The sequence below is a fragment of the Bacillus sp. FJAT-27001 genome (assembly GCF_019039175.1).
GTDB lineage: Bacteria > Bacillota > Bacilli > Bacillales > Bacillaceae > Bacillus > Bacillus velezensis.
The window spans coordinates 170,859-171,773 of record NZ_JAHOAA010000006.1 but is presented as its reverse complement, the minus strand read 5'-3'; the positions used below and the strand labels follow the sequence as shown (position 1 = coordinate 171,773).

Annotated in this window: 3 protein-coding genes; all 3 read right to left on the bottom strand. The window is 41.4% G+C overall.

Translation table 11 applies throughout. The features are described 5' to 3' along the window. A partial coding sequence (locus BGM27_RS17155) for a phage holin family protein (protein WP_254122869.1) occupies nucleotides 1–335 on the bottom strand: 335 nt, incomplete at its 3' end. Nucleotides 336–369: 34 nt separating this feature from the next. Next, nucleotides 370–591 (bottom strand): hypothetical protein, encoded by a 222-nt coding sequence (locus BGM27_RS17150; protein ID WP_007408578.1) that lies wholly within the window; start codon nucleotides 589–591, stop codon nucleotides 370–372. 12 nt (nucleotides 592–603) lie between these two features. After that, entirely contained in the window at nucleotides 604–771 is a 168-nt protein-coding gene (locus BGM27_RS17145) for an XkdX family protein (RefSeq protein WP_007408579.1), read from the bottom strand. Nucleotides 772–915: the final 144 nt, after the last annotated feature.

Sequence of the window (915 nt, the reverse complement as noted above, 5' to 3'; positions counted from 1 at the left end):
TTAACGCCGATCTGTGCCAAGTTTTCCGTGATGGACAGGCCCTCATTTGCGATATAAAAAAGAACGGTTCCAAAGGTCAGAACACCGTTCAAATTTGTTATCGTATCAATAATGTTGGCGACGATGACCACCATAAAACTGAGCATCTTCCGCACATATCCAAACCACGCGCTGCGGCTTCGGAGCTGCTTCATTTTCCACGCTTTGATAATGCCGGTGATGACATCCAAGATGCTGAGTATCAAAAGCAAGTCAAGGTATTTCACCTCCCCGAAAAGATATGTTCTTGCGATCTGTAAGCTTTCAAAATTCATCCACACATGTATTCCCTCCATTTTGATCACCTCCTTCGAGGCAAAATAAAAACACCTATTCGGTTACAGGTGCTGGTTCACTATTATTTTCTTTCGATGCTGCTGTCGCGTTTAATTGCTTTTCGAGTTCCTCGCGTTTATTATCTGCAAACGTGTATAGCGCTTTATATTCGGCCAGCTCATTATTCTTCAGATTCAATTCCTGCTGTAGGGAAGCAGCTTTATATGCTGCAATTTGTAACTGGTCCTGAAGTTGCTCTTTTGTCATTTCTTGCATTCCTTTCACTCCTTACTCTTGATCGGGATACGCATTACCGCGTTCGCTTTCTGTAATTTCATCATATTCCGCTTGTGTGATGCGGCCTTTCTCAACAGCCTTTTTCATTTCAACGGTCAAAACAGTTCCATTTTTCCAGCAGTCTTCAAAAAAACCGAAGAGAATGCTTCGATTCTCCAATGAAATTTCCTCCGCTTCTTATGATTGATTCATTAAGAGATTGCAAACACGCTGAAGATCAAGAGTTCTGGCTTTTAAATTTTCCTCTTCATCCGTTTGAGAACCTTCGCTTTCTTCTTTAATACGTTCAATATCTTCCGTTGA

What these genes read in the sequence shown, in the direction of transcription:
- BGM27_RS17150 (WP_007408578.1), bottom strand. Translation starts at nt 591, where the DNA reads ATGCAAGAAATGACAAAAGAGCAACTTCAGGACCAGTTACAAATTGCA.